Source organism: Neobacillus sp. PS3-12, from assembly GCF_030915385.1.
In the GTDB taxonomy this organism is placed as follows: Bacteria; Bacillota; Bacilli; order Bacillales; family Cytobacillaceae; genus JAEVLT01.
Genome location: NZ_CP133268.1, coordinates 3,147,869 through 3,174,816, shown reverse-complemented (window position 1 = coordinate 3,174,816; position 26,948 = coordinate 3,147,869). Strand labels below are relative to the sequence as shown.

The window sequence follows — 26,948 nt, the reverse complement described above, 5'->3', positions numbered from 1 at the left end:
GAATTCGAGAGGATGGAATTTAATCATGGCAAAAGTACTTTATAATAGCGATATTCAAGAACAGGTTTTAGAAGGAAAGAAAATTGCAATCATTGGTTATGGCTCTCAAGGTCATGCACACGCACTTAACTTAAAAGAAAGCGGCTTTGATGTTGTCGTTGGTTTAAGAGAAGGAAAATCATGGAACAAGGCTGTAGAAGATGGCGTAGAAGTTGTTTCTGTAGCTGAAGCTACTGCTGCTGCAGACGTAATCATGATCCTTACTCCAGATGAACTTCAACCAAAAGTTTACAAAGAAAGCATTGAACCAAACCTAAAAGCTGGCAATGCCCTAGTATTTGCCCATGGCTTCAACATTCATTTTAATCAAATCGTACCTCCAGCTGACGTTGACGTTTTCTTAGTTGCACCAAAAGGCCCAGGACATCTTGTTCGCAGAACTTATACAGAAGGCGGAGGAGTTCCAGCTTTATACGCTATTTATCAAGATTACACTGGTCAAGCAAAAGATATTGCTCTTGCTTATGCAAAAGGTATTGGCGCAGGCCGTGCCGGTATTCTTCAAACTAGCTTCCAAGAAGAAACAGAAACAGACCTTTTCGGAGAGCAAGCAGTTCTTTGCGGCGGTTTAACCAGCCTTATTAAAGCAGGTTTTGAAACATTAGTTGAAGCTGGCTACCAGCCTGAAATTGCTTACTTCGAGTGTTTGCATGAAATTAAGTTGATCGTTGACCTTATTTACGAAGGTGGATTTGAAAACATGCGTTATTCGATCTCTGATACTGCACAATGGGGCGATTTCGTATCAGGACCACGCGTTGTGAACGAAGATACAAAAGCACGCATGAAGGATGTTTTAACAGATATCCAAACAGGCGTATTTGCTAAAGGCTGGATTTTAGAAAACCAAGTTGGACGTCCACAGTTTACAGCAGTTAACCGTAGTGAAAATAACCACCAAATCGAAGTAGTTGGCCGTGAGCTTCGTAAATTAATGCCATTTATCAAGCAATCTGTATCGTCCAAGAAAGAAGTGGTGGTTAATGGGTCAAAAAATTAACATTTTTGATACAACGCTTCGCGATGGTGAACAATCACCCGGAGTGAATTTGAACCAACTAGAAAAACTTGAAATAGCTAAACAATTAGAACGCTTTGGGGTAGATATACTGGAAGCCGGTTTTCCGGCTTCCTCCCAAGGTGATTTTAAAGCAGTACGAGCGATTGCTCGTTCAATAAAAAATACTTCGGTAGCAGGCATGGCCCGTGCGTTACAGTCCGAAATTGATATTACTTGGGATGCCTTAAAAGAAGCACAAGAACCCAGGCTTCACATTGTTCTTGCAACCTCCCCTATTCATATGCAATACAAGCTGAATAAAACACCGGAGGAAGTTATCGAACTCGCCGTTAATATGGTGTCATATGCTGCAAAGAAATTTCCTAATATACAGTGGACGGCAGAAGATGCCTCCCGATCCGACCTTGATTTTCTTGTTAGAATTATTGAAAAAGTGATTGACGCTGGAGCAACTGTCATCATGCTTCCTGATACAGTCGGGTACTCTACACCAGAAGAATATGGCCATATGTTCCATTATGTTAAAGAAAATGTTCGGAATATTCACAAAGTAGATTTATCTGCCCATTGCCATAATGATTTGGGTTTGGCGGTAGCCAATACACTTTCCGCAATCCATAACGGTGCAACTCAAGTAGAAGGCACGATAAATGGAATTGGCGAACGAGCCGGCAATATGTCACTTGAGGAATTTGCCGTTGCATTAAACATCCGTAAGGATAAGTTCCCGTTTACAAACAATCTTGTATTAAGTGAAATTAAACGTACAAGTGACCTTGTCAGCAAATTTACCGGAATGGCTGTTGCCCCTAACAAAGCCATTGTTCGCAGGAACGCTTTTTCACATGAATCCGGAATCCACCAGGATGGTATTTTGAAACATGCTGCAACCTATGAAATTATCACTCCCGAACTGGTAGGAATTAAATCCAATCAATTATATTTGGGAAAACACTCTGGCCGCCATGCTTTTAAAGATAAAATCGAGCAAATGGGCTTTACTCTTTCAGATGAACAGCTGCAAGAAGCTTTCACCTCCTTCAAAAAGCTGACCGACCATAAGAAAGAAGTAACAGATGAAGATATCTTCACCATCTTAACTGACATTCAAACGAATGTTGTTGATGTTAAAAAATATGAGCTTGTTGCCTTCCAGGTTCACTCCGGATCTGGCAATGGCAACCTACCTACTGCAACGGTTGCTCTAACCAATCCTGAAGGTGAACGGATTGAAACTGCCCGCACTGGCCGCAAAGGCAGTGTCGAGGCTCTGTTCAACACAATGGAAGCATTAGTTAAGGAAGAAATTCATGTTACCAACTTTAATTTAAGATCAATTGGCCAGGGGCGTGATGCGCTAGTTGAGAACCACGTAGAAATGACTGTTAACGGGATTGCAGTAAGCGGTCGTGCTACATCTCAAGACCTGCTGGAGGCATCAGCTAAAGCATTCCTTAACGCAGTGAATCGTTTCTTTTTTAATCAAAGTCAGATAAAAAAAGCAGATGTATTATATTAAACAACCAAAAAGGAGGTTAATTTAAATGGAAAAACATATTGTTTTACTTCCAGGTGATGGTATCGGCCAAGAAGTTATTAATTCTGCAAAGGAAGTATTAGAAGCAATTGCTGAAGAATTTCATCATTCTTTCAGCTTTGAACAGCAGGAAATTGGAGGAACTGCTATTGACCTATATGGCACTCCCCTTCCGGAAGCTACAGTAGAAGCTACTAAAAAGGCAGATGCTGTATTATTAGGTGCTGTTGGAGGACCAAAATGGGATAACAATCCTTCCCATTTACGACCTGAACGGGGACTGCTAGGAATTCGGAAAGCACTTGATTTATTTGCAAACTTAAGACCTGTTACAGGGTTTAAGCAATTGCTCCATGCTTCACCGTTAAAAGAGGAAATCGTTGCTGGCAGTGATCTCTTGATTGTTCGTGAATTAACAGGAGGACTTTACTTTGGCCAGCCAAGTGAACGCCGAGACAATGGAAATGCGGTTGTAGATACCCTTTCCTATACTCGGCATGAGATTGAAAGAATCGTAGATAAAGCTTTCAAAGCAGCACGTGTCCGCCGTGGATTCCTTACTTCTGTTGATAAGGCGAATGTAATTGAATCAAGTAAACTATGGCGTGAAATTGTGGAGGAAAAGAAAGCTGAGTATCCAGATGTAACCGTTGAGCATGCATTGGTAGACTCCACTGCCATGAAATTAATCACGAATCCAACCCATTTTGATGTTATTGTAACAGAAAATCTGTTTGGCGATATTTTAAGTGATGAGGCTTCTGTCTTAACAGGTTCTCTAGGCATGCTTCCTTCTGCCAGCCTTCGTGAAGATGATATGGGATTATATGAGCCTGTACATGGTTCTGCACCTGATATTGCTGGCAAAGGAATAGCTAATCCATGTGCGATGATTTTATCTTCTGCCCTTATGCTTCGATACTCCTTCCATTTAGAAGAGGAAGCTAAATTAGTGGAAGAAGCAGTTCAATCCGTTCTAGAATCAGGCGCCCACACTGGCGATCTTCAAATTAAAGGCGGCCGTCTTGTTGGAACCGCCGAAATGACAAAGCTGATCGTTGACTATATCAAAACACAGCATCCAGCAAAATGCATTCAGGATTGCTACAGATAAGAAATGACATCCGACGTTTGCCGCATTTGGTGCGGTAGACGTCCATTTTCACACATTGCAAAAAAATTGAGGGATTTAAATTCTATTAGGTGAGGTAGGAAATTATGACGACACCAAAAAATATTATTGAAAAAATTTGGGAACAGCATGTTGTTCACCGCGAAGAAGGAAAACCTGATTTACTTTATATTGATTTGCACCTTGTTCATGAAGTTACATCACCACAAGCTTTTGAAGGACTTCGGTTGAGCGGACGTAAAGTACGTCAGCCGAATCGTACATTTGCTACCATGGACCACAACGTTCCAACGAAAGATCGCAGTGTCATTAAAGATGAAGTTTCTAGAAAGCAAATTGAAACATTACAAACTAACTGTGAGGAATTCGGTGTTCCTCTTGCTGGTATCAATTCCCCTGATAATGGAATTGTCCATGTTATTGGACCTGAGCTTGGTCTTACACAGCCTGGTAAAACGATCGTTTGCGGTGACAGCCATACTTCCACACATGGAGCATTTGGCGCATTAGCATTTGGAATTGGGACAAGTGAAGTGGAACATGTTCTTGCAACCCAAACACTTTGGCAAGCAAGTCCAAAAACACTTAATTTAAAAGTGAATGGACAACTTGGAACAGGCGTTACAGCTAAAGACTTGATCCTTTATATCATTGGTAAGTTTGGTGTTAAATTTGGAACAGGCTATGTTGTTGAATACACTGGTGAAGTAATTCGTTCCCTATCTATGGAAGAGCGCATGACAGTATGTAATATGTCTATTGAAGCTGGTGCGAGAGCAGGCTTGATTACTCCAGACGAAAAAACTTTTGAATTCTTGAGAGGCAAACGTCATGTACCACAAGGTCCTGCATTTGATGAGGCTGTAGAAAAGTGGAAAGCTCTTGCTTCTGATGAAGGCGCAACATATGATACCGTAATTGAAATTGATGCCGCTGATATCGAGCCACAAGTAACTTGGGGAACAAACCCTGGCATGTGTCTTCCTGTCTCTGCTTCCGTTCCTAGTCCGGAAGATGGTGAAACAGTAAGCGATCAAGATGAAATTAAACGTGCTCTTGAATACATGGGTCTTGAAGCTAACCAACCGATCACTGATGTAAAAATCAGCCATGTATTCATCGGTTCTTGTACAAACTCAAGATTAAGCGACCTTCGTAAAGCTGCTTCCGTGATCCAAGGACGTAAAGTGGATCCATCTGTAACAGCAATCGTTGTTCCAGGATCTTTTACCATCAAATTAGCTGCTGAAGCAGAAGGTTTAGATAAAATCTTTTCGGAAGCTGGTTTTGAATGGCGCGAAGCTGGATGCAGTATGTGCTTAGCGATGAATGATGATATCTTATCACCTGGAGACCGCTGTGCATCTACATCCAACCGTAACTTTGAAGGACGCCAAGGAAACGGGTCCCGCACACATCTTGTAAGCCCAGAAATGGCAGCTGCTGCAGCGATTGCAGGTCATTTCGTTGATGTACGCAAATTTGCTGCTGAAGTACTTAATTAGGAGGAATTTGAATAATGGAACCACTACGCATTCATGAAGGCCTTGTATATCCTTTATATCGGGCTAATATCGATACAGACCAAATTATCCCAAAACAATTCTTAAAGCGTATTGAACGCAGTGGATTTGGACAATTCTTGTTCTATCACTGGCGCTTTGACAATGATGGTAATCCACGCGAGGATTTCTCATTAAATGATCCAAAATACAAAGGGGCATCTATCATCGTTGCAGGCGATAACTTTGGCTGCGGTTCATCCCGCGAGCATGCTCCATGGGCAGTGCAGGACTATGGGTTTAGAGTAATTATTGCCCCAAGTTTTGCAGATATCTTTAAGAATAACTGTGTAAAAAATGGTATCCTTGCTATACCTGCAAGTGAAGAACAAGTTCAGCAAATTGTTAAAAAGGCTGAAGCCGGAAATTATAACTTAACGGTTAACCTTGAAGAGCAAGTTGTTACAGATAATGAAGGCTTTGAACTTCATTTCGATATCCCTGCTTATCCAAAAGAAATGCTGCTAAATGGCTGGGATGAGATTGGTGTTACTCTTAAATATGAAGATAAAATTACTGAATACGAATTAGCGCAAAAATAATACAAATAAATCCCAGTCAAATCGACTGGGATTTTTATTTGTATTATTTTTTAGCAAAAGCCAATATTTTTCTAAACGGGATGTGTGCCCGATTGGCTGCCTTTTCCCTTATTGCTGATATGCCAATGGAGCTTCCAAGCCACATGACCAATCCTAGTAAAATACTCAAAGCCCAATTATTTGTAAAACGCAAAGTCGTTAAGACAGTAATGACACATACAACGCCGCCCATTTGTCCAAAAACAGATCCTTTGGCAATCTTGGAGGCTTTATGTGACCCTGAAGCAAGTCCGACCATCAATATAGCTGTAATCATTACAGCAGGGAAAGCCGCGAAACACGGCTAAAAGTTTCCAAGGAGAAAAGATTGTGATTAGATAACTGAGCATTACAGCAGTGCCGCCTAATAAGAACCGAACGAATAAATCCATCATTGCTCCTCCTCTATTAATGTGATGTAATTATGACTACAACAAATGAAAGAAATAACCAGCAAACTAAAGAATTAACCAAACCGCGTTTCCAGCCTTTTTTCAACAGGTATCCAGCCAGAATTGCGATCAATATATTGATTGACATCCCCATTATTGCACCTTTGGATAAAGTGATAGAATGAGAAATGAGATCATTCCCTGTAAAGCTAAGCCGATTCGTTAATAATGCCGCAAGATAAACAGCTGGAAAAGCCGCGAATATCCCACCTGCTTTTTCTCCTAACTTCCTTGAAATAATCGTTGATAGGACTACTGCTGCTCCGCCTAAGAGAAATCGAATGAATAACCCTGCAGTGATTCCAGTCATCATGTATGCGCCTCTTTTTTAGTGTGATAGTATATATGAATTAAAGTTTTTCTTACTTGTGAATTGTTTCACATTTATTATTACAAACTTATTTTAACCCATTTTATCACTATAGGTTGTGAACTTTTTTAAAAGGTTTTCGAAGCGTTTTCAACCTTTTAGTTCGCTGAAAATTTATTTGTTAAAATCTTCACATAACCATATTTATGGTATAATTTACTTATAAGGAGGCGATTTTGATGGAACCAACTGAAACTAGGGTTTGGTTTTACATCAAAGGCCGTCAGCAATATGGGCCAGTGGGGTTTTTTGAATTAGGCAAGTTATTCGAACAAGGTGTCCTAAATGGAGAAACGTACCTTTGGACAACAGGTGCAGAGTGCTGGAAAGCGGCAAAGAGGATTGAGAGATTTAAAGGCTTCAGATCGAAAAACCTTCCCCCAGAGTTTTCACCGTCAGAGAAAATAATACACCCCAGAAACAAACCCTTTTTGAGATTTATGGCAGAACTATTTGATATCTCTTTATTTACCGTACTTTTTTCTACTTTTATCTCTATATTTTCATTAGACATCATTCTCAAAACCTCTAAATTAACTTTATTTATCATATACCTTCTACTTTGGACTTTATTGGAGCCTATTATGTTATCGATCTTTGGAACCACCATAGGTAAATCACTTTTTAAAATCAAAATTAAATGTGTAAATGGCCAGCTGCTTGATTTAATAACTGCCTTTAAACGTGATCTTTTTATTATTACTTTTGGTAAAGGCATCAAGTTTCCAATAATTAACTTAATTCTTAACATACGGAAAAAAGCGAGATTGATTTGGGATGTAAAAGCTGGGACTATCGTATTATACGATCATGTTAGCTTACCAAGGATTCTCTTAGGGACCTGTTTTCCGATCATTGTTTTTATTACTGGAATCATCATTTCGTCAACAACCCATAACTGAAGTCACAGGCTTGTAAGAGAAAGCCCTAACAGGCTAACCCTTCGGTCATATACAGCCTGATTCACTTTTCTTAGCTGACTCATTTAAGTCTAGTCTTTGCTAGACGCTGTGGGCGACCGAGCGAACCCTTTATTTTTAATCGCTAGCACGCTAGCGGTTACTTCTCACGAATATGTTTTTCGCCATATTGTTTTAAATTTATTCCAGAATTAACGTCGCGGTCGTGATGACATTTGCACTTTGGACAGTCCCACTCCCTTATATCAATGTTCTCAATCCCTTTAAGTTTAGTATTTTTAAACCCACAATTAGAACATAGTTGAGTTGATGGGAATGTCTTTGGTGCTTTCAAGAATATTTTCCCTTGTTGTTCCAACTTGAACTTCAAATATAACCGAAAGTTTCCAAATCCATAATCTTGTTGTTTTTTTGCGTAGTCTGGATTTTGGCTAAGGAAACGCAAATCAAGGTCTTCTAGAATCACCATGTCGTATCTTTTAGCAAGAGTAAAGGCTTTTTTATGTAGCCAATCTTTTCGTTGGTTTGCGACTTTTATGTGTATTTTTGCAACTTTTTTACGCTGTTTGTTCCAACGGTTTGAACCTTTAACCATACGCGAAAGTTTCTTCTGTTCTTTTTTTAACCATGCCTCTGCTTTTCTCATAAATAATGGGTAATTGGCTTTCTTACCTTCACTATCGACGAAAAATGCTGATTGTGAATAATCGAGTCCAAGAAGACGAGTTGGGTTTTCAATGTTTGTAATCTCCAATGCAAATTCTACGCACAAAGAGATAAAAAATTCACCATTGGCATTCATAGAAACAGTAACGTTTTTGATCGAACTTTCCTTTGGCATTTCTCGATGCATTCGAAGTTCTACTTTGACTTCTTTTAACTCAGACTTCTGAGCAGCGGGCAAAGTAAGGATATTTCCATTGACTTGAATATTTCCATTTTGATTGAAAGTTGTATAGCTAAAATCATTATTCTTTTTGGAATGGAACTTAGGTAAGCCTTTCAAATCACGGAATAAAAGTTCCTTACCTATCGTTTCTTTTTGTTCGAGTGCTGATTTTTTATATTGCTTTTGAAAAGCGATTTTATTGAACTCATTTAGTGCTTTGTAAAAATGTTGCTTCGCTTCATTACAAGCAAATGCGTCCACATTGTAAAGATACAGGTTCCCATCGCTATCAGCGAACATCTTTTTGAATTCGGCCACAGTTGGCATTTTATTTTTTAGTTTTTTCGTGTCAATCCTGTTACCAACCTGGTAGTCGATACTCTCCATGTACTGATATAATCTATCGACATGAAGATTGTACATTTTGCGGTCTGCACCAAAACATTGTAAGAAATATTTCTTCACTTCATCTGTAGGATAAGCTCGATAAACATAACCGCGTTGAGCTGCAGCAAACATTGATTTCACCACACATTCACTAAGGTTATTATTAATTATAAGAACAAGTGTTTCTATAAATAAAATATATCACAAAAGTGATATATTTGACTAGAAGAAAGTGGGTATATCAAGAATGTTTGTATACTTTTGATTCTTCAAATCAAAGGGAAGTTCATCACATGACTGAAGTCACGTGATGAATTGCCTAATTCCTAAAAGAAAAAATCCCAACCTAAGCTGGGATTTTTTCTGATCTAGAATTCTGGCAGATGATCCAGATTATTTTCCTTGATACCATCTGGTTCACTTCTAATAATATCTCTTCCATACTTATGAAAGACATCAATATGTGCGATATTACCAGCCTTGGCCTCATCCAGTGCGGTGATATAATCTAATTCCCTGCCAGAGTTGGTTTTAAAGGCAATAATATCACCATCATCGTTTTTTCGGACTGCAACAAATTCTTCTTTCCCGCTTGAACTGGATTGATTCGTTTTCGCCTCCATCCTAGCTTGTTGTTCACTCTGCTGTTTATATTCCTGATAAACTTTTTCAAAATCCTCTGAAGCCATAAAAGGCGCCTCCTCAATCGTTCATTAGTCTCTTCCAGAAAGAAGAATTTATGCTCTTATTGCTTGAGCAAAACTGTCTATTTTTGCATCTGAAAGTTCAGAGTAGTTACTTTTATGTCCGAGAATGGCACCAACGACTTTTTTTTCGATAAAATTCATATCGTCGTAATGGATTTCATATCCAAAAATCTCTTTACAAACAGCATGTTCAAATAGCTTTTCCGGAAAGGATTCAATCAGCTCTTTTTCCCGAATTCCCTCCTCTTGTGCAGCACAAATAAACAGTCCAATTCGTTTTGTTAACAATTCTGAAAGATGTTTCTCTATATATTTTGACAGCCGCTTTTGAATTTTCCCAACGTAAATGGAACCACCTAGAATGACATTTTCATATTCATTCAGTTCTGGTGGGTCTTCATTCATAATATTGATTACCGTTACTTTCCCCTCAAGTTTTTCCGTCAACAGCTTTACGGCATTTTCTACACTTCCATGTTTGGTTGCATAAATAATCATTGTCATACTCATACTGTTCCTCCCCTTTCATCTACATTTTTCATCAGTACAGCCAAACAAAATATCACTAACAAGTTAATAAGAACAATAACTGCTAATAAACCAACACTTACTTTAATACCTGCAATCATTTGTAAAATGATCATCATTGTTAAAGCTGTAATCAGGGTGATATCCTTAATAATCATAATGGCCGATAGGAGATAACCAAATGCTGTGTGCTTGATAACGAGTATACCTGCCAGAATTCCGACGGGGATGACAAATCCCAGGTCAAGTGCCTGGATAACAAGTGTTGTATAATGCTCTAATCCTGCTGGAGGGGCATCGCTGAGTAATGACGGGACAATTTTTCCAAGCCACATCATTGCGAATGTGAATGAAACGAATAACAAAAATCCTCCGATCCATTTTACAGGTAACTGTTGCCGAAAATAGCCCTGTAATGTACCCATATCAAAGGAGATCATCATCATGGTGAAGGCAAAGAAACTTGCGGACATAAGCAGGACGTATACGAGGAACATCTTGCTATACATCGAAAGAAAGGAATACGAGGTGTAGGTGTACAAAAAGTATCCTAATGTGCCGGTTAGCAACAGCCTTCCTTTCATCAGGCCCTTTTTTGCAAAGTAAAATGAAAGAAGAAGTAAGGGAATTCCTAAAAACAATGTCACATAATCCTGGGCAATCGCCTGAGATGCCATTGCTACAGAATCATTTTTATATAAACCTTTGCCATAAATAGAGATGGTTTGTCCAAAAACAGATTTAAGTTCACTTTGGCCATGGTCTTGATTTGAAAAAATGCCAAAGGTGGTCGCCGTAAGAGAAGAGACTACAATTAGGAAAACGAGAAAACCGATTGACTTTTTCATCCTAATTCCCCCAAATCATATTTCTAACCCCTTTATAACTCAAACGTGACGATAAGCCTATTAATATCATATTTGTTCACAGAAAGTTCAGTTTTTTTTAATAGAAAAAGCACCCGTTCTTACAGATGCTTTTCGTCTTGTTCACTTATTTCGTCAACTAACTTTTCTGCTGCTCTTCTATACAAGTTACTCATATGAGCGAGGGAAGTAATCAATAACACAGTCTCAAGATTCTCTTTATCTTTAAAGTTACTAGCGACCTCGGATTGTTTTTTGATACTTTCTTTAAAATTCTCAACATTTTTTGTTATCAACTTGAGATAGTTATTATAGAATGTTTCTAACTGGAAATTTTCTGAAATGATTTTCTCGTTAACACCATCTAGCGTTATCTTAATATCATTAATCGATAATGCCCCTTTTAATTGGTAAATCAAAGAGATTAAGATAAGATGTTCTCGTGAATACTTTTTATTTTTGATCGGAAAAAGTAGTTTGCCTTTCGCATAATTGTTGATCATGGTTTTAGTCAGAATCTTATCCTGTTCATTGCGTTTTCCTGCATCAAACTTGCTTTCAAATAGTTGGATTACCTGATCCATATATAAATCGATCTTTGGGATTTCCTCTAATGTAAGTTGTTGCTCCAGACCTAATGCTTCTATCAGTTGATCTATATTTTTCATTAAAAGACCTCTGTCTTCATAGTATTTGACATCACTATTATAGCGAAGAAAAAAGATTCAGTAAACATTGACTAGATGATGAATTGCTAGTATTATTATACGTAGTATTAAAAACTATATGTTGTCGCAGGAGGGCAAAAAAATGACTAGTTACATTCGAGAGCCAATCAATGGATTAACACACTTGGCTGGAGCAGTTTTATCTTTTATCGGTTTGCTTGCCATGGTAATAAAAGCAACAAATACAAGTTACTCAACATTAACATTAACATCGGTTGTAATATTTGGAATTAGCATGATCCTTCTTTACTCAGCGTCAGCGACCTACCATATGGTGATTGCGAAAGACCATGTCATTGCTTTTTTACGCAGACTTGACCATTCCATGATTTTTATTTTAATTGCTGGCACCTATACCCCTTTTTGCCTTGTCAGCCTACATGGGAAAACAGGTTATGTTCTATTTTCAATTATTGCCACAGTTGCAGTTCTTGGTGTTATTTTTAAAATGACTTGGTTTCATTGCCCTAGATGGCTATCTACAGCAATCTATATTGCAATGGGCTGGATGATCGTTTTTGTTGCAGGACCACTTGCTGGTTCGATTAGCACAATGGGATTATACCTCCTTGCCCTAGGTGGAATTTTCTACACAATCGGCGGAGTCATTTACGGTCTTAAACCTAAGTTTTTAGAATTTAAATATATGGGCTTTCATGAAATTTTTCACATCTTTATCCTGCTTGGCACATTGGCCCACTTTTTATCGATTTTCTTATATGTTATATAAAAAGGTGCGCTAGCGCACCTTTTATTGTATTCTTTTTTCAATTTCTTCACTTAATACCACAGCTTGATTATGCTCCCGATCCTTTGCTCCATATAAAAGCGTTAACTTACCTTTTTGAGCCAATTCAACCAGTTGCCTCATTAATTCTAGTTTTTTTTCATCTTCCCGCAGTTCCGCCACATACCGCTGCCGAAACTCCTCAAACAGTTCTGGTTTATGGCAAAACCATTTACGTAGTTCACTGCTTGGAGCTATCTCTTTCATCCAGGATGTTAACTTTGCGTTTTCCTTTGTTATCCCTCGCGGCCAAACGCGATCAACCAAAATACGAAAACCATCCTTCTCATTGGCGGGCTCATAAATTCTTTTTATAAAAATGGATGTCATAAGCTAATCCTCATCCTTTACATCCAAGTCCTCTGGAATGGGTTCGTGAGCTAGTTCCTCTACTAGTTTTTTATACTTCTCAAGTTGTTCAAAATGGGACTTGAACTGATCCTTGTAGATTAGAACTTCGCCATCATGATCACGCAGCACTCGTATTTTGCCTTGTAAAATTAAACTTTCCACGTATGGTACTGTTACTGATAAAAAATCTGCAGTTTCTTCAATTGTTAAATACATTGCTCAACACTCCCTATAGATTTTATTATAGCTAAAAAATTAGTGTTTCTAAAACAACAAAAAGAGTAAAGAATTTATCTCTTTACTCTTTTTGTGTTAAAAAGATTATTTTTTTGCGGTTCTAGCTTTCTTAGGTCCTAAATACTGATAATCATTTGGATTGATTGGCGTAAATCCTTTTGGTTTATAGAAACGCAGTAAATCCTTATTGACGATATCATCGGACATTTGCAGCTCTTGTCTCAATTGACTATCAATCGGTTTACAAGCACTGTTATTGGCTTCCACTTGCCCTGTTTGTGTTGAATAACATTTACCGCCAATTTCATCGACAGTTGGTGATACGAAATCACCATTTCTAAATAACGCCCAATTGCGATGCTGTGGTGATAACATGTCAGATCCAAATTCAATATAATCTTTCGTATCAATTCCTAATAAATGAAGTAATGTTGGACGTACATCTACCTCACCAGCATATTGGTGCTGTACACCGCCTTGCACGCCTGGTACGTGAATAAACAATGGTGTCTCTTGCAGCGATGCATTGATAGTTGGTGTAATTTCTGGTACGCCTAATACTTTTGCCATCGCTTTATTATGGTTTTCAGAAAGACCATAATGATCTCCATACAACACAATAACAGATTTATCATACAATCCATCTGCTTTTAAAGAATCAAAGAATTGTTGTAGTGCTTCATCCATGTAATGAGCCGATTGGAAATAGTCATTTACAACCGGATCACCAAAGTCTCCAGCAGGGAATGTCGTATCTCCTGGATCTATCTCAAACGGATAATGGTTGGATAAAGTAATAAATTTGGTATAGAACGGCTGCTTCAAGCTTTCAAGCATTGGCATTGACTCTTTAAAATACGGGATATCCTTCATCCCATAGTTTTTAATATTTCCAGCACTCATGTCATAGTAGGATGCATCAAAGAACTGATCGTATCCTAACGCTTTATACATGACATTTCGGTTCCAGAATGTCTTATAGTTACCATGGAAAACAGCTGAATTATAGCCATAACCTTTCAAAATAGCGGGTGTAGCTTGATAGGTGTTTTGTGCTTTATTGACGAAAACGGCACCTTGGTTTAATGGATATAAAGAGTTTTCCATTAAAAATTCGGCATCAGAGGTTTTACCCTGTCCAGTTTGGTGATAAAAATTATCAAAATAAAAAGTATTGTTATCGTGTGCCAAAGAATTTAAAAATGGTGTTACCTCTTGTCCATTCAACTTGTAATCGATCATAAAGTTTTGGAATGACTCTAGAGAAACATAAATAACATTCATGCCTTTTGCTTTACCAAATAAAGCAGGATTTGGCTGTGTATAATTTGCTTTGTGATAGTTCTCTGCATTCGTAATATCACTGCCATTTGCCATAACGCGCTCACTGGAGGTTCTAATGTTTTGAACAATATCATAGATGGTAAAGTTATAAGCTCCTAAATATTTGACTAAATAATTTCGGTCAAAAGTACGTGTTAATAAATCCGAACGGTCTTTTTCTGCTAAGTTAAGGTTAAATAAAAAGACCATAACTGAAAATAACAATACAACCTGAAAAGGTCTTCTGCTTGTTAGTTGTTTTACTTTCTTAAACGCAAATAATGCAAGCAAGATTAATAGAATCGTATCTGTAAAATAAAAAACATCGGTTGGGGCCATCAATGCTCCAGCACTGTCTCCTAGCTGACCGGCATTGGACTTTGCCTGTAATAAAACTGGGATTGTTATAAAGTCATTAAAAAATCTGTAGTATACGATATTGGCATATAACAAGAATGACAAAAGAAAGTTTATAATAATCATCACGAGTTTCGTTCTCTTTTTAGATAAGAAAGCAAGTCCTAAAAAGAATAAAGCGGAACTGAGGGGATTAAGCGCTAATAAGAATTTTTGCATACTATTATCGATTCCCAGTTTGAACTCCACTCGGTAAGCAACATATGTTTTAATCCAAAAAAGGACAACAGCTATGCCAAAAAAAGTAAGGTTCGTTTGATTTAGACGTTGCCATATCTTCATTTTCCCCATTTTTGTTCTCCTTCTACTTTTTTTTACTCTCGATAAGGATGCGGATGCTTCCCATTTTTATCATATAAGGTTCCTTTAAACATAAGACCATTTCTAAAGACACCGTCAAAAGTTACCTTGCCGGTTTTTGGATCGAATAGTTTTCCCTTCTCTCGTACTCCATTTTGGTCGACTGTTCCTTCAAAAACCACTTTTCCATGATCATATTGCTTTACTTCTTGCTGGCATCCTGTCAATGCAAACAAACTTATAATGACAAGTAATACCACTATTCTCATAAACGATCAATACCTTTCCCATTAATAAATAATCTAATTTCAAACGTAAGTAGGTTATTTATCAATCAGTACATTAAGCAGTAAAAAGGATACCACGATATTTAGGATTTGTTAACAATTTCGGCGTAATTTCCTATTAATTACCTAGAAACCCATTACACAACCCTCATAATATTAAAATAGGACACAAGATTATATTTTGCATCAAGTTGCTTAATTTTTTCTTAATTTTTTTAAGTAAATCCATTTTAAGTATTTAAAAAGAACACATATTAATATGTGCTCTCCATTAATAATCACTAGATTAGTTTGTTTTCGATATGTTCTAAGAAGTTCTCACTGGCAAAACCCTTAACAGCGTCTTCACTGTAATACTTTAAAAGCTCATTTATTAAATTCTTAACTTTCCCGGCATCCTCCAACCCTGGAATAAGTTCTGAGATCCCATCAAAATCTGAACCTAATCCAATTTGCTTCAGCCCGCCTAATGAACAAAAATGGTCAATATGCTCGACAAGGTCGGTGATGGTTGCATTTCCATCTTCCTTTACAAATGGAGGATTGTAAACCACATGAATCAAACCTCCTTTTTGAAACATCGCAACGGCCTGTTCATCCGTTAAATTTCTCGGGTGATTGCATAGGGTTTTGGAATTGGAATGGCTGGCAATAGGATAGTCAGCGAGCTCGAGTACATCCCAAAATGCTTTATCACTTAAATGGGAAACATCTGTTAGTATATGATGCTGATTGTTAAATGCAACAATTTCTTTACCAAAGAGAGTAAGACCGCCGCCACGCGGTTCACCAGCGCCATCCGCAGCTAAATTAGCATTGTTCCAAGTGAGACCGACAGAATGAACACCTAACTGATGGAGAATGCGAAGCTTTGTTAAATCATTGCCGATAGCGTCCACTCCTTCAAGCGTCAGCATCGCGCCAATTTCTCCATCCTGTAATTTAATAAAATCAGACCATTCCTTGATATGCTTCATTTCTGGATTTTTTCCCAGCACTTCTTTATAAAAATAATCAACTTGTTCAAGTGCTGCTTGGAACTTTTGATCAGAGACGATCTCTGGTTCAAGAAAGATGGCAAAGCATTGTACCATTACTTTTCCCTGTTGCAATCGCAATAGATTTGTTTGTAATTCTTGCGCATCCCTAAAGCGTAATCTTCCTTTTCCTTCCCAAAGCTTTAATAATGCATCACAATGAAGGTCGATAATATTCATCTGCCTGATCTCCTCACAAAATGGCATTTTTGGTTATTTTATCATATTTAATTAACGGCTTTATGCAACTTACATGTTTAATTTTTGGTCTGCATCTTTTCAGGAAATATGAGATGTTCAAGCAGTAAGCAGAGAATTAACCCCATCAATAAACCATTAGCAATAATATTTCGAAGCCATGGGACAACATTTTCAAGAGCGGATGGCGGTACAAACATCATCCCTACCCCAACAATTAATGAAATGCCGATCACAAGTAAATTTCTTGAGGTAGGCTCCAGTCCCATCAAATCTCGTATCCCAAATCCTAACATTTGTGAAAAGGGAATAAACAACGAGGCATATGCTACTTCCAAGGGCAAAGTTGCAAAAAATTCTCCGATGTATGGAAAAAATCCTGTTATTAAGATTATGATAGCCCCAATTATAAGTGGTCTTTTTTGTTTAATTCCGGTTGTACTGATAAATCCTCCAGCAACAGATAATGGTACCACGCCGACAACCGAAAACAACCCCGACAAAACTAAATTTACGCCATTTCCAAAAATCCCTTTTTTGTGCTCAGTTTCCTGGATTTTTTTTTCTAAAGCCATTCCTATAACAAGAATACTTGCAATCACATTCGAGATTAAAACAATGCCAGTAAGAATAGAAGTCAACACAATACCGAAGTCAAAGTGAGGCATTCCCCAGCTAAATAATTTTGGCACTTGAAACCAGCTTGATGGTTTATATGTTTTTGTTTGTATTAACCCGAATAAGTGAAACAGCAGCCAGCCAACGATAATTCCAATAAGCGGTCCTAAACTTCTCCAAATTCCAGATGCCTTTAATGAAATAAGTAGAATGATTAGCACCTCTATGAAGCAAATACCAGTTATTGCTCCATCTAAATGATTGGTCGCTGTAATACCAAGCATACTTTTAAGAAAAGAACCGCTCATCTGACATACAAGTAAAATTAAATATACACCCGTTACAATCGGTGTAAACATCTTGCGAATTCTCGATATGATCGGCAAAAAGCTGAGTAGGATCAAAAAGGCTCCAGCCAGAATTAACCCCAACTCTAACTGCTGCAACAGCTGTCCCCTTGCTCCAGGGGCGGTCATCGTTCCCAACAGAATAAATAGAGCCCACCACATACCGGCCCCGCCTTCAACAATTGGAAGACGATGACCGAGAAAGATTTGAATTAAAGTGGCTGAACCCGTTACAAACAGCATCCGCAGCATAAATGTTGAAATTTCCGAAGGGGACATCTCAAATGCCCCGCCAACCACAACAGGAACAGCCACAACATTGGTAAGCATAAATACCGCCCACTGTATCCCTTGAATGCCGGCTAAAATACCGTTGCTCCCTTTATTATTTGTTTCTTTCATAAAAATTGCTCCTTATATAAATAGTGCGAAATTCATCCATAACATACTACTATGGCAGACTTTTTCCAAAATCTAGCTATAAAAAAACAGGAACAACCCACTGTTCCCGTTTTTGGAATGAATTATCTTCCAATTACTTTATTTAGAAATTGAGCCATTCTTGGATTTTGTGAACCTCCAAAAATTTCATCTGGCGTCCCTTTTTCAACAACAATCCCCTGGTCCATGAAAATAACTTGGTCCGCAACATTCCTGGCAAACGACATTTCATGTGTGACGACAACCATTGTCATCCCTTCATCGGCGAGGTTTTTCATAACCTTTAATACCTCACCAACAAGTTCAGGATCAAGTGCAGAAGTCGGCTCATCAAATAATAATACCGCCGGGTCCATCGCCATGGCACGTGCAATCCCTACACGCTGCTGCTGACCGCCTGATAACTGATGCGGATACATATCTGCGCGATCCTTCAAACCAACCTTTTCAAGAAGGGTTAGAGCTTTTTCACGGGCAGCTGACTTTTCCCGTTTCAGAACAACAACCTGTCCTTCCATTACATTCTCAAGCGCTGTTAAATGCGGAAATAAATTGTAGCTTTGAAAAACCATGCCTGTCTGCTGACGAAACGAAGTGATGGCCGAAGAAGACAGTTTTGTTTTTCCTAAAAACTCTACTGACTTTTCGCCTAAGGTTATTTTACCTTGATCAGGTGTTTCTAATAAATTTAAACAGCGGAGGAATGTCGTTTTCCCTGAACCGGATGGACCAATAACAACGGCTGTTTTTCCTTTATCGATGGATAAACTAATCCCTTTTAAAACCTCTAATTCTCCAAACCGCTTATGCAAATTCTCAACCGAAATCATATTCTTTCCTCCATTCATCATTTGGCAACGCCTCTTTCATATCGCTGTTCAAGCTTTGCTTGGAGGTAAGATAAGAAGGTGCTGAAAATCAGGTAAATGAAGGCAACCTCAATATATAACCATAGTGGTTCATAAGTAACCGACGCAATCTGTTGTCCTTTTTGAAACATCTCGGTAACGGTAATCGTTGCAGCCAGAGAGGTATCTTTTACAAGACTAATAAAGGAGTTCCCAAGTGGAGGAAGTGACACCCTTACAGCCTGCGGCAAAATAATTCTTCGCATCGCTTGAGACTTTGTCATCCCAATGGAAAAAGCGGCTTCCCATTGTCCCTTAGGTATTGACTGAATAGCAGCGCGAATAATTTCCGAGCTATATGCACCCACATTGAGGGTAAATCCAATAACAGCCGCTGGAAATGGGTTTAATGTAAGTCCAATGCTTGGGAATCCGTAAAATAAAATAAATAATTGGACCAATAATGGCGTACCGCGAAAAATCCATACATAAAAGTTGGCAATCGCCTTTAGCGGTTTTACACTTGATAAACGCGCCAATGCTGTAAAAAAAGCTAATAATATACCTAGTACAAAAGAAATCAAGGTTAACGGGATTGTAAAATACAATCCCGCCTGTAAAATAGGAAAAAAGGAATCACTAAGGATTCCTGCAATTCTGTGGAAACGATCATCGGTCATATTGAATCAATCCTTTACTTAGAAACGTCTTCACCAAAGTATTTTTTCGAGATTTTTAAATATGTGCCGTCTTTCTTCATAGCTGCAAGTTCTTTATTCACAGCCTTGACTAAATCCGAATTGTTTTTGCGGAATAAGAAACCATTGTTCGTTGCATTTGGTTCTGTATAAACCACTTTAATTGGAAGCTCCGGACGCTGTTTTTTAAGGTCTAAATATGAAAGACTATCATTAAGCGTTGCATCAACCCGATTGGATGTAATCAGATCAATAGATTGGTTAAAACCATCAACAACGGTATTTGTTGCACCATGTTGCTCGGCAACAACACGATAATTACTATCTAGCGATTGTCCAACCTTTTTCCCTTTTAAATCATCTAACGTTTTAATGGTTGTGTTATCTGACTTAACAATTAAAACGGCTTTTGAAGCAATATAAGGGTCTGACATGTCATATTTTTGAAGACGATCAGGACGAATGGCCACTTCGTTGGCAACCATATCATAGCGTTTGGCATCTAAGCCCGCGATTATACCGTCCCATTTTGTTTCAATAAATTTTGGTTTAATGTTAAGACGCTTAAAGACTTCTTGAGCAACCTCAATATCAAAACCAGTTAGCTTACCGCTTTTATCATGAAAAGTAAATGGAGCATAAGTGCCTTCTGTCCCAATTGTCACTTCGCCTTTAGCTTTAATTTGATCATAAAGCGTTTTAGCAGCTGTTGTCTTATTGTCTGTATTTTTACTAGTTCCGCTGCAAGCTGCTAGTGCAAGCACTAAAAATAAACTAAGAAAAAGTAATAATGACTTCTTCATATTTTAATCCCCCGTATTCTTATAGGTTTTATTTAACAACGTTTTTAGATTAATACACCAAATTTACTATGTCAATATATTATTATCATACTTAAGAATATTCTTCGTGATAAAGAATCATTTCATACATAATTAAAAATTAATGCCTATTTGCACAAACCCAAAATGGACCTCTCTTCTACATGAGGGAGAAGCCCATTGGGAAAAATTCAATCTACTCCTGGAAACCAGCCTGGAGAATTCACAATTGCCTTCCAAAGAGGATCTGGAACAACTAATCGCTGTTGGGCATTTTTATCAATCTTTGTGACAATCTCTCCTTCACGACCGCTCTCAATTTTCTCGACCCAATCTGGATCAATAATCAACTCACGCCCCAGCGCCAAAAGCTGGACACCCATTTTAATTGCATCAAGGGCATCCTCAGCCTGATAAATGGAACCCACGCCAATAATCGGAATTCGATCGCCGACTCTTTCTTGAATAATCTCAAGCCTAGTTCGCTTATCCTCTATTCCCCTTCTTGGTACGGCTTTATAATCCGTTTGCGATACATGAAGATAATCTAAGCCTCTGTCCGCTAATACATCCATTAATCTTAAAGTATCTGCCATTGTTATACCTGGGGTTTCTGGTTCCTCTGGAGAAAAGCGGTAGCCGATAATAAAAGGTGCTTTTGCATGTTCTTTCACAACCTTCTTCACTTCATCAACGATCGCAAGCGGAAAGGTTAAGCGTTTTTCAAGGGTGCCTCCCCATTTATCCTCTCTTCGGTTGGAGTGTGGCGAAAAGAATTGCTGAATCAGATATCCGTTTGCTCCATGAATCTCAATTCCGTCGTAATTGGCGTTAATTGCACGGCGGGTTGTTTCACCAAATGCATGAATAATGTCTTCAATTTCTTCCTCACTTAATTCTCTTGGAGTGACAGAACCCGCACGTTCAGAAGCTACAGCACTTGCACTGACTGTTTCCCCATTCGGAACTAGATTTGGCGGGCACTCTCTGCCGCCATGAAAAATTTGCAAAAGCGCTTTTGCTCCTTCTTCCTTAATCGCAGAAGCCAGCCGATTGAGACTCGGGATCATCTCATCACGATCCCCGGCAAACTCTCCCGGGAATCCTTTTCCATTGGGTGTTACATATGTGCAGGCAGTAATCACCATACTGACTCCTTTTGAGCGGCGGGCGTAGTAATTGACTTCCGCATCAGATACCGTCCCATCTGAGTTTGATGAAAAATTGGTCATTGGTGCCATAATAATTCGATTTTTTAAACTTACTCCATTTTTAAATTGAAAAGGCTCAAACAAGCCCTTATATTTATCATTCATAGAAAAATCCCCCTTTAAAAAGCAAAAAGTTTGTTTAGCGGTTTTATTTTTCCCCAAAAAAGAATAAACACATTTACTGATTATGGACAAGCAATAAAAAAATATAGGAGATATGCTGACACGGAAATAGATTTTAGAATTCCAATCATGAATAATTTTAACAAACAAATCATACCGCAGACTATATAGGCAAATGAAAACATATTAGTAATTAACTATTATTCAAATGGGGTGATTTTTTGGATGAAAGGCATTATATAAATAAGGCGATTGAAGTCGCATTGGAGAATGTTGAAAGTAATCAAGGGGGCCCCTTTGGAGCTATTGTGATAAAGAACGGAAAAATTATTGGAATTGGCAAAAATCAAGTGACCGCCCAACATGACCCTACTGCCCATGCAGAAATACAGGCAATTCGAGCAGCCTGTGAGTATCTAAAGGATTTTCAGTTAAAGGATTGTGATATTTACACAAGTTGCGAACCTTGTCCTATGTGTCTCGGAGCCATTTACTGGGCAAGACCAAGGGCTGTTTACTATGCATATACAAAAGACGAGGCAGCTATGGCAGGCTTTGATGATCATTTTATTTATGAACAAATTGCACTGCCAATAGAAAAAAGATCAATTAAAATGAAACAACTTAATCCCCAAAATATTAACTCTCCATTCACAGCCTGGAAATCCTCCAACTCGAAGATTTCCTATTAAACAGAAGAGGAGCAAAGGAGATGAACAAAAACCAACTAATACGAAGAATTGATGTTGCAGCAGGAAGATCTCCAGCAGACCTTGTGATTAAAAATGGACAAATTCTTGATGTCTTTAACGGTGAAATTATTAGTGGCGATATTGCAATTGCGGACGGATATATCGTTGGAATAGGAGAATACATTGGCGAAACGATGATAGATGCAAAGGGTTGTTTTATAGCTCCTGCTTTTATTGATGGCCATGTTCATATAGAATCCTCTATGGTCCTCCCGAATGAATTTGCCAAAGTCCTCCTTTTACACGGAGTTACCACCGCCATTACGGATCCACATGAGATTGCGAACGTATTAGGGGCAAAAGGGATTCAATTCATGCTTGACACAGCCAAAAACCTTCCAGTGGATCTTTATACGATGCTGCCTTCATGTGTTCCTGCCACAACGTTTGAGCATTCAGGGGCGACCCTAAGTATAGATGATTTAAAACCTTTTTATCAGCATCCCATGGTCCTCGGATTAGCCGAAGTTATGAATTTCCCTGCGGTTCTTCATTGCGAAAATTCCATGATTGAAAAAATCGTGGAAACCAAAAAAGCGGGAAAAAAAATTGATGGGCACGCGGCTGGACTATCTTCACATGACTTAAATATTTATATGGCTGCTGGTATCCGAACAGATCATGAAAGTGTCACAGCAAAAGAGGCAAAGGAAAGATTAAAAAAGGGAATGTATTTGATGATAAGGGAAGGTACGGTTGCAAAGGATTTACGCCAATTGCTTCCAACTGTTAATGAACGGAATTCACGCCGCTGCTTGTTTGTAACTGATGATAAACACTTAGATGATTTAATCAACGAAGGCAGTATCGATCATAACGTGAGGTTAGCCATCACAGAAGGCTTGGATCCAATTACTGCTTACCAAATGGCATCTTTAAACACTGCTGAATGCTTTGGACTTACAGAAAAAGGTGCCATCGCTCCTGGTTATAAGGCTGACTTACTCATTCTAAGCAATTTCGAAACTGTAGCCATTTCCAAAGTTGTTAAAAGTGGAAAACTCGTTATGGAAAATGGGCGTTTGGTGGATGTACCCGTTAATGTCACTTCGTTTATTTCGGAGCAATTAACAAATACTGTTCACTTTCGTGACTTATCCCAAGAGGATTTCTATATTTATTTTAAAAACCCAAAAGCAAACATCATCGAAATTATCCCAAACAGCTTGCTCACCCGCCACATTGTAGAGGAAGTTGCAATAGATACAAACCATTTATTTCAACCTTCGATTGAAAAAGATCAGCTAAAACTCGCTGTGATAGAACGCCATCACATGACCAAGCATATTGGCTTAGGCATCGTTAAAGGCTTAGGTTTGAAATCTGGAGCAATCGCCACTACCGTTGCCCATGACTCTCATAATCTTATTCTTGCGGGTACAAATGATGCTGACCTCTTATTTGCGGCTGAAGAAATACGAAAAATAAAAGGCGGATTAATGGTCGTCCAAAATGGAAAAATTCTAGCATCTCTTCCCTTACCTATTGCCGGATTACTCTCCGATCAGCCATACAAGAAGGTCTATTCAAGCCTTGCTTCCATACATCAGGCACTAAATAAAATAGGTGCTAGCCATGATTTCAATCCTTTTTTAACATTATCGTTTTTGGCTCTCCCGGTGATACCAGAATTAAAGTTAACAGATATGGGACTATTTCAAGTATCACGCTTTAAACACATTCCTATTGAGTATTAGATTCTACAACTTTGCTCTGAAATTCTACATTTGCCGGAGATTCTACATCTTTGCAAAGCGATTCTACATCCTTGCCCGGCGATTCTACATCTTTACAAAACGATTCTACATCTTTCCTCTCAAGCTCCTCTCCCATGTCCAAAAGACTGGGAGCTTTTTGGTTAATGGCAGTTGGGTACTCGCCGTGCCAACCCACATTAAACTACATATCTTATAGGGAATTAGCCCGTACTTTAAAAGGAGCGTTGCCCAATGAATCCATATTATTATGTACCTCAGCCGTACTACCACGAGCACCATTTTGACCCATTCAGAGAGCCACCACAAGCACAAACGATCGAAAAAAGAGTCAGCAGTTTAGAACGTCAGAATGCTCATCAAGTTAAAGAACTTAGTCGACTAAGCGAGGAATTGTCCCGACAAAACAAAGAAATTCATCGTCTAAATGGAGAAATCAATCGGATTAATCATGAGCTGACAAGACTAAATGACATGAATGTGAAGCAAACACGTCAACTAAATCGCTTAAACACCAGACTTCGTGTCGTTGAGAACAGACTTACCATTCCATTTACTCCTACTGAGGGAGGATTTTAATTTATTATCAAAGGAGAGTCTATATGTTCCCATACATGAGATACGATCCTCCATTCCCTTTTTACTTCCCAGCAACACAAGCCAATTTCCGTTTTGCTTATCCAGCCATTGATACAAAGATTTTTTCCAAATCCGTAAAGGCCTTTTCACCATTAATGTATCAGGGAAATAAATTGTTAAGTCATCTAAACAATCCTTCCTTTGCTCATAAATTAATGGATGCTGCCCAGCATGGGAGAAAAGCCCAGGTTGAAGCTTTAGTAAAATCAATCGGCCTCACTGTTCCCGTTACAACGCATTTTTCCCCAACAGGGATTGTTTTCACATTACATTCACGGGAAACACTGGACCCATTTGAAAACTGTTGTTCACTGTCCTTTGCCATAAAGTGGGGACATTAATACCTTCAAGCCTGTCAAAGGTTCACTTTACAGGCTTTTTATTTATGGCTGTGTTAAAAATTCAACACAGCCTTATTTATTAATCAATCGTTTGTTTAAATTGTCCAAGCACTTCAATTTTATCCTTACTTTGGAATTTGTTATGATTAATTTAAAGTGAGGAGGATGAGTTTATGGTAAAGAAAAATCAATTAGGCAAAACAGATCTTTATGTTTCCCCCATCGGACTTGGAACAAATGCTGTTGGTGGACACAATCTTTTTCCAAATCTTAATGATGAAACTGGTAAAGAGATGGTTCGAACTGCCATCAACAATGGTATTAACTTTTTAGATACGGCCTACATATACGGTCCTGAGCATTCAGAACGATTAATTGGCGAAGTATTAAAAGAAACAGGCAACCGTAAAGAAATGGTCATTGCCACAAAAGGTGCCCACAAATTCGTTGATGGAAAAGTAGTCTTTGACAATTCCCCAGCATTTTTAAAAGAATCTGTAGAGAGCAGCCTTAAACGATTACAAACAGATTATATTGATTTGTTTTATATCCACTTCCCTGACAATGATACACCTAAGAATGAAGCCGTCGGAGCCTTAAAGGAATTAAAAGAGGCAGGAAAAATTAGAGCCATAGGTGTTTCTAATTTTTCGATTGAGCAATTAAAGGAAGCAAATAAAGACGGTTATGTGGATGTCATCCAGTCCGAATACAATCTTTTTAAACGTTGGGCTGAAAAAGATTTATTACCATACACAGCCGAAAATAATATCTCCTTTATTCCATATTTTCCACTAGCCTCTGGATTATTAGGTGGAAAATATCATAAGGATTCCACCTTTATTGACGGCAGGGCGAAAAACCCTCTCTTCCAAGGGGAGACGTATTTAAAAAATCTTGAGAAGGTTGAGAAAATCCGAGAAATCGCTCAGGCTAAAGATGCTGAAACAGCCCATGTTGTTCTTGCCTGGTACCTGACAAGAGATTCGATTGATGCGTTAATTCCAGGGGCAAAACAGCCAGATCAAGTGATGGAAAACCTGAAAACCTTAGAAATTAGCTTATCCCAAGAGGAAATTGAAAAAATTGACCATATCTTCCATAATTAAATCATATCTTAACTAAGACCTGGTCCCTCATATGGGTCAGGTTTTTTTATTTTTAGTTGTAAAATGGAAACTATGTAATTTTTAAATGAAGGGGAAAACTGTTTTGGACGTTCAAACAAATCGCTATCAAGAACAGACACTATTTAGTATTTCATGGCCGCTTTTTATCGAACTCGCCCTTCATATGGGCATGGGGATTATTGCAACCTTGGTGCTGAGCCATTACTCAGATGATGCCGCTGCCGGGTGGGGAGTCGCAGTAGGATTCAGTTATTTACTTGGTGTTTACTATGGTTTGGGAATTCTGGGAGTTTGGCTTGCACAAGGTGCCGATGAATGGCTGCGCGGCTGCTTTGCTTATCGCCGCTGGATGGGTAAGCCTTGGGAACGTGCGACCAATATGTTTGTAGGCAAGGCTGATTCAAAGAAAGCATTTTAGAGGGTGTCTCCAGGAGACACCCTCTATTCTGAGTTTCGAAAAAAGCCTACTTTCACTTAAATCTATCAAAAAAAAGAGTGATAACAATCGTAACTTTTTCCAAAAAATTTACAAATTAAGAGAAACAGCCGAAAGAAAAAAGGACTCCGATAAAATGAAATCCTTTTGG

At 38.4% G+C, this 26,948-nt stretch carries 31 protein-coding genes; 13 read left to right on the top strand and 18 right to left on the bottom strand.

Translation table 11 applies throughout. The annotated features are described in order from the left end of the window. Positions 1-25 precede the first annotated feature (25 nt). From ilvC to leuD, 5 genes are all read left to right on the top strand, one after another. Complete coding sequence (gene ilvC / locus RCG17_RS16195) at positions 26-1,060, top strand: ketol-acid reductoisomerase (protein ID WP_308171181.1); 1,035 nt, start codon at positions 26-28, stop codon at positions 1,058-1,060. Further along, a complete protein-coding gene (locus tag RCG17_RS16190) occupies positions 1,044-2,600 on the top strand; it encodes a 2-isopropylmalate synthase (protein WP_308171180.1) in 1,557 nt (518 codons plus the stop codon). The genes ilvC and RCG17_RS16190 overlap by 17 nt, the downstream gene beginning before the upstream one ends. Before the next feature lie 25 nt (positions 2,601-2,625). Continuing rightward, entirely contained in the window at positions 2,626-3,732 is a 1,107-nt protein-coding gene (gene leuB / locus RCG17_RS16185; protein ID WP_308171179.1) for a 3-isopropylmalate dehydrogenase, read from the top strand. 104 nt (positions 3,733-3,836) lie between these two features. Then, a complete protein-coding gene (leuC, locus tag RCG17_RS16180; RefSeq protein ID WP_308171178.1) occupies positions 3,837-5,255 on the top strand; it encodes a 3-isopropylmalate dehydratase large subunit in 1,419 nt (472 codons plus the stop codon). 14 nt (positions 5,256-5,269) lie between these two features. After that, the gene (gene leuD, locus RCG17_RS16175; RefSeq protein WP_308171177.1) at positions 5,270-5,854 is read left to right on the top strand and encodes a 3-isopropylmalate dehydratase small subunit; all 585 of its coding nucleotides are present in this window, start codon (positions 5,270-5,272) and stop codon (positions 5,852-5,854) included. A 43-nt stretch (positions 5,855-5,897) separates the two neighbouring features. Here the strand turns inward: leuD and RCG17_RS16170 are convergent, their stop codons facing one another. From RCG17_RS16170 to RCG17_RS16160, 3 genes are read right to left on the bottom strand one after another with little or no spacing between them, the layout of a single operon-like run. Further along, positions 5,898-6,152 (bottom strand): DUF3147 family protein, encoded by a 255-nt coding sequence (locus tag RCG17_RS16170; RefSeq protein ID WP_308175863.1) that lies wholly within the window; start codon positions 6,150-6,152, stop codon positions 5,898-5,900. Next, positions 6,124-6,243: a hypothetical protein gene (locus tag RCG17_RS16165; protein ID WP_308175862.1), complete on the bottom strand. Its 120-nt coding sequence runs from the start codon at positions 6,241-6,243 to the stop codon at positions 6,124-6,126. Before RCG17_RS16165 ends, RCG17_RS16170 begins: the two co-directional genes overlap by 29 nt. Positions 6,244-6,301: 58 nt before the next feature. Next, complete coding sequence (locus tag RCG17_RS16160; RefSeq protein WP_308175861.1) at positions 6,302-6,655, bottom strand: DUF3147 family protein; 354 nt, start codon at positions 6,653-6,655, stop codon at positions 6,302-6,304. A gap of 239 nt (positions 6,656-6,894) precedes the next feature. Here RCG17_RS16160 and RCG17_RS16155 point away from each other — a divergent pair, with 239 nt between their 5' ends. Beyond that, complete coding sequence (locus RCG17_RS16155; RefSeq protein ID WP_308171176.1) at positions 6,895-7,617, top strand: RDD family protein; 723 nt, start codon at positions 6,895-6,897, stop codon at positions 7,615-7,617. A gap of 157 nt (positions 7,618-7,774) precedes the next feature. Here RCG17_RS16155 and RCG17_RS16150 read toward each other — a convergent pair whose 3' ends face one another. The 5 genes from RCG17_RS16150 to RCG17_RS16130 all read right to left on the bottom strand — a co-directional run bounded on the left by RCG17_RS16150 (position 7,775) and on the right by RCG17_RS16130 (position 11,680). Further along, positions 7,775-9,043 (bottom strand): RNA-guided endonuclease TnpB family protein, encoded by a 1,269-nt coding sequence (locus tag RCG17_RS16150; RefSeq protein WP_308171175.1) that lies wholly within the window; start codon positions 9,041-9,043, stop codon positions 7,775-7,777. Positions 9,044-9,279: 236 nt separating this feature from the next. After that, the gene (locus RCG17_RS16145; RefSeq protein ID WP_308171174.1) at positions 9,280-9,600 is read right to left on the bottom strand and encodes a DUF3892 domain-containing protein; all 321 of its coding nucleotides are present in this window, start codon (positions 9,598-9,600) and stop codon (positions 9,280-9,282) included. A 48-nt stretch (positions 9,601-9,648) separates the two neighbouring features. Beyond that, entirely contained in the window at positions 9,649-10,128 is a 480-nt protein-coding gene (locus tag RCG17_RS16140; RefSeq protein ID WP_308171173.1) for a flavodoxin domain-containing protein, read from the bottom strand. After that, positions 10,125-10,994: a hypothetical protein gene (locus tag RCG17_RS16135; RefSeq protein WP_308171172.1), complete on the bottom strand. Its 870-nt coding sequence runs from the start codon at positions 10,992-10,994 to the stop codon at positions 10,125-10,127. Before RCG17_RS16135 ends, RCG17_RS16140 begins: the two co-directional genes overlap by 4 nt. 119 nt (positions 10,995-11,113) lie before the next feature. Beyond that, positions 11,114-11,680 (bottom strand): DUF1836 domain-containing protein, encoded by a 567-nt coding sequence (locus RCG17_RS16130; RefSeq protein WP_308171171.1) that lies wholly within the window; start codon positions 11,678-11,680, stop codon positions 11,114-11,116. Between the two features lie 142 nt (positions 11,681-11,822). Between RCG17_RS16130 and RCG17_RS16125 the strand changes: the two genes are divergently transcribed. Continuing rightward, on the top strand, positions 11,823-12,470 hold the full coding sequence (locus RCG17_RS16125; RefSeq protein WP_308171170.1) for a PAQR family membrane homeostasis protein TrhA: 648 nt from the start codon (positions 11,823-11,825) through the stop codon (positions 12,468-12,470). Positions 12,471-12,491: 21 nt separating this feature from the next. On the opposite strand, the gene RCG17_RS16120 is transcribed toward RCG17_RS16125, so the two are convergent. The 10 genes from RCG17_RS16120 to RCG17_RS16075 all read right to left on the bottom strand — a co-directional run bounded on the left by RCG17_RS16120 (position 12,492) and on the right by RCG17_RS16075 (position 21,766). Then, complete coding sequence (locus RCG17_RS16120) at positions 12,492-12,857, bottom strand: DUF488 domain-containing protein (protein WP_308171169.1); 366 nt, start codon at positions 12,855-12,857, stop codon at positions 12,492-12,494. Between the two features lie 3 nt (positions 12,858-12,860). Next, positions 12,861-13,094, bottom strand: coding sequence for an excisionase family DNA-binding protein (locus tag RCG17_RS16115; protein WP_308171168.1), 234 nt, complete (start codon positions 13,092-13,094; stop codon positions 12,861-12,863). A gap of 105 nt (positions 13,095-13,199) precedes the next feature. Next, the gene (locus RCG17_RS16110; protein WP_308175860.1) at positions 13,200-15,137 is read right to left on the bottom strand and encodes a lipoteichoic acid synthase; all 1,938 of its coding nucleotides are present in this window, start codon (positions 15,135-15,137) and stop codon (positions 13,200-13,202) included. 32 nt (positions 15,138-15,169) lie between these two features. Next, entirely contained in the window at positions 15,170-15,424 is a 255-nt protein-coding gene (locus tag RCG17_RS16105) for a hypothetical protein (RefSeq protein WP_308171167.1), read from the bottom strand. 299 nt (positions 15,425-15,723) lie between these two features. Then, the gene (locus RCG17_RS16100; protein WP_308171166.1) at positions 15,724-16,659 is read right to left on the bottom strand and encodes a dipeptidase; all 936 of its coding nucleotides are present in this window, start codon (positions 16,657-16,659) and stop codon (positions 15,724-15,726) included. 77 nt (positions 16,660-16,736) lie between these two features. Next, positions 16,737-18,044, bottom strand: coding sequence for a purine/pyrimidine permease (locus RCG17_RS16095; protein WP_308171165.1), 1,308 nt, complete (start codon positions 18,042-18,044; stop codon positions 16,737-16,739). 122 nt (positions 18,045-18,166) lie between these two features. After that, positions 18,167-18,913: an amino acid ABC transporter ATP-binding protein gene (locus RCG17_RS16090; protein ID WP_308175859.1), complete on the bottom strand. Its 747-nt coding sequence runs from the start codon at positions 18,911-18,913 to the stop codon at positions 18,167-18,169. 17 nt (positions 18,914-18,930) lie between these two features. Continuing rightward, on the bottom strand, positions 18,931-19,611 hold the full coding sequence (locus tag RCG17_RS16085) for an amino acid ABC transporter permease (protein ID WP_308171164.1): 681 nt from the start codon (positions 19,609-19,611) through the stop codon (positions 18,931-18,933). Between the two features lie 14 nt (positions 19,612-19,625). Next, on the bottom strand, positions 19,626-20,432 hold the full coding sequence (locus RCG17_RS16080; RefSeq protein WP_308171163.1) for an amino acid ABC transporter substrate-binding protein: 807 nt from the start codon (positions 20,430-20,432) through the stop codon (positions 19,626-19,628). A gap of 209 nt (positions 20,433-20,641) precedes the next feature. Further along, entirely contained in the window at positions 20,642-21,766 is a 1,125-nt protein-coding gene (locus tag RCG17_RS16075; protein ID WP_308171162.1) for an NADH-dependent flavin oxidoreductase, read from the bottom strand. A 239-nt stretch (positions 21,767-22,005) separates the two neighbouring features. Between RCG17_RS16075 and RCG17_RS16070 the strand changes: the two genes are divergently transcribed. The 6 genes from RCG17_RS16070 (at position 22,006) to RCG17_RS16045 (ending at position 26,779) form a co-directional block, all read left to right on the top strand. Then, positions 22,006-22,476 carry a nucleoside deaminase gene (locus RCG17_RS16070; RefSeq protein ID WP_308171161.1) on the top strand — a complete coding sequence of 157 codons (471 nt, stop codon included), beginning with the start codon at positions 22,006-22,008 and terminating at the stop codon, positions 22,474-22,476. A 20-nt stretch (positions 22,477-22,496) separates the two neighbouring features. Next, on the top strand, positions 22,497-24,233 hold the full coding sequence (gene ade / locus RCG17_RS16065) for an adenine deaminase (protein WP_308171160.1): 1,737 nt from the start codon (positions 22,497-22,499) through the stop codon (positions 24,231-24,233). A 252-nt stretch (positions 24,234-24,485) separates the two neighbouring features. Next, complete coding sequence (locus RCG17_RS16060; RefSeq protein WP_308171159.1) at positions 24,486-24,830, top strand: hypothetical protein; 345 nt, start codon at positions 24,486-24,488, stop codon at positions 24,828-24,830. A 23-nt stretch (positions 24,831-24,853) separates the two neighbouring features. Then, entirely contained in the window at positions 24,854-25,231 is a 378-nt protein-coding gene (locus RCG17_RS16055; RefSeq protein WP_308171158.1) for a YuzC family spore coat inner layer protein, read from the top strand. Between the two features lie 173 nt (positions 25,232-25,404). Then, complete coding sequence (locus tag RCG17_RS16050) at positions 25,405-26,340, top strand: aldo/keto reductase (RefSeq protein ID WP_308171157.1); 936 nt, start codon at positions 25,405-25,407, stop codon at positions 26,338-26,340. A gap of 103 nt (positions 26,341-26,443) precedes the next feature. Then, complete coding sequence (locus RCG17_RS16045) at positions 26,444-26,779, top strand: hypothetical protein (protein WP_308171156.1); 336 nt, start codon at positions 26,444-26,446, stop codon at positions 26,777-26,779. The last annotated feature ends 169 nt before the right edge of the window (positions 26,780-26,948 follow it).